At 39.4% G+C, this 1,567-nt stretch carries 2 protein-coding genes; both read left to right on the top strand.

All coding sequences use genetic code 11. From position 1 onward, the window contains the following. Window positions 1-853, top strand: an 853-nt coding sequence (locus GCCT14_RS04870) for a transketolase-like TK C-terminal-containing protein (RefSeq protein ID WP_420885387.1), incomplete at its 5' end; no start/stop codon positions are given. 247 nt (window positions 854-1,100) lie between these two features. Beyond that, a partial coding sequence (locus tag GCCT14_RS04865) for a Clp protease N-terminal domain-containing protein (protein WP_275655994.1) occupies window positions 1,101-1,567 on the top strand: 467 nt, incomplete at its 3' end.

The following is a 1,567-nucleotide window of genomic DNA, read 5'->3' as shown; positions in this document are numbered from 1 at the left end:
AGATAAGACTCTGTTGAAAGAGTATAGTGGTGTATGTAAAGAGAACCTCTCTGGAAGAAACATTAAATATGGAGTCAGGGAATTTGGGATGGCCGCAATCGCTGCAGGAATGGCTCAAACTGGACATATTCTTCCGTTCATTGGGACATTTCTTACATTCTCTGATTACATGAGAAATGCCATTCGTTTAATTTCTTTGATGGAATTACCAGTTATTTTTGTGTTCACACACGATTCTATCTTCCTTGGAGAAGATGGCCCGACACATCAGCCAATTGAACAAATCATGAGTTTACGATTGATTCCAGGTCTCCAGTTGATACGTCCAGGTTGTGCAGAAGAGGTAAAATTGTCCTGGATATTAGCTATGAGGCATAAAGGGCCTACGGCAATTGTTCTTCCCAGAAAAAGCTTCGGGAAGATACCCATTACACAAGCAATGGTTCGTGATATGTGTTGTGGGGGATATCTCTATTGGGGGGCTGGAGTTGACAAGTGTGACTTGCAATTTTTTGCTACTGGTACGGAACTCGCACTCGCTTGTGAAGCTGCGGAATTACTTGAGCGAGATCATAAGAAAAAAGTTAGCGTTATTTCTCTCCCATGTTGGACTGTTTTCGAACAGCAATCTGAATCTTATCGCATGAGGATACTTCAAACGTCTGCTAAGTTAATTGTTTCATTTGAAGCAGGTAGTTCTCTTGGATGGGAGCGTTATACCGGTCGAAAAGGCCTTCATATTTCAATAGATAAATGGGGTGCTTCAGGTTCAGAAAAAGAATTAAGGCATCACTATGAATTCACAGCAGATAAAGTGGTAAATAAAATTTTAGACAGTTTGAACATGTATTAAGTGAATCTTATTCACCCGACAAAAAAGCTTAATTCGAGGTTAACTTGTATTAGGCATTTCAATACGTTTTGATTGTAAACTCACTGGTTCCGATTATAATGTGGCATTGCTCGTTAGAGGGTCAATCAAGTTTGGCAATTATAAAGAAGACGTACTGTAACGTTTCTTAAAAACAATTAGGATTCTTTGCAATTGTTGGGCTTGATCTTGCTTGATGCTGGTAAGTTGTATATAGAGAGTTTTGAGGATGTTTGATAAATTCACAAATCGAGCAAAGCAAGTGATCAAGCTCGCTAAGAAAGAGGCTCAACGTCTTAATCACAACTATCTTGGGACTGAGCATTTGCTTCTCGGATTGTTGAAGCTGGGGCAAGGTGTTGCTGTTAATGTATTGCGTGAGATGGGACTTGATTTTGAGTCGACCTGCAGTGAAGTAGAAAGACTTGTTGGATTTGGTCCAGAGATTCAGGTTTATGGAGAACCTGCTCTTACGGGCAAAGTCAAAAAGGTGTTTGAGTTTGCGACGGAAGAAGCTTCTAATTTGAACCATAACTATGTTGGTACTGAGCATTTACTTCTAGGTCTTGTTAAACAAAGTAATGGAGTCGCAGTTCAAGTTTTAGAGGCACTTGGTGTTCGGATTAAAGACTTAGTTCGTGAATTGTTGAAAGAATTAGAAAATTTCAATCTGCAACTTCCTTCTTTAGGTTTTTG

This window comes from Candidatus Similichlamydia epinepheli, from assembly GCF_003056015.1.
This window is presented reverse-complemented; position numbering and strand designations above follow the sequence as displayed.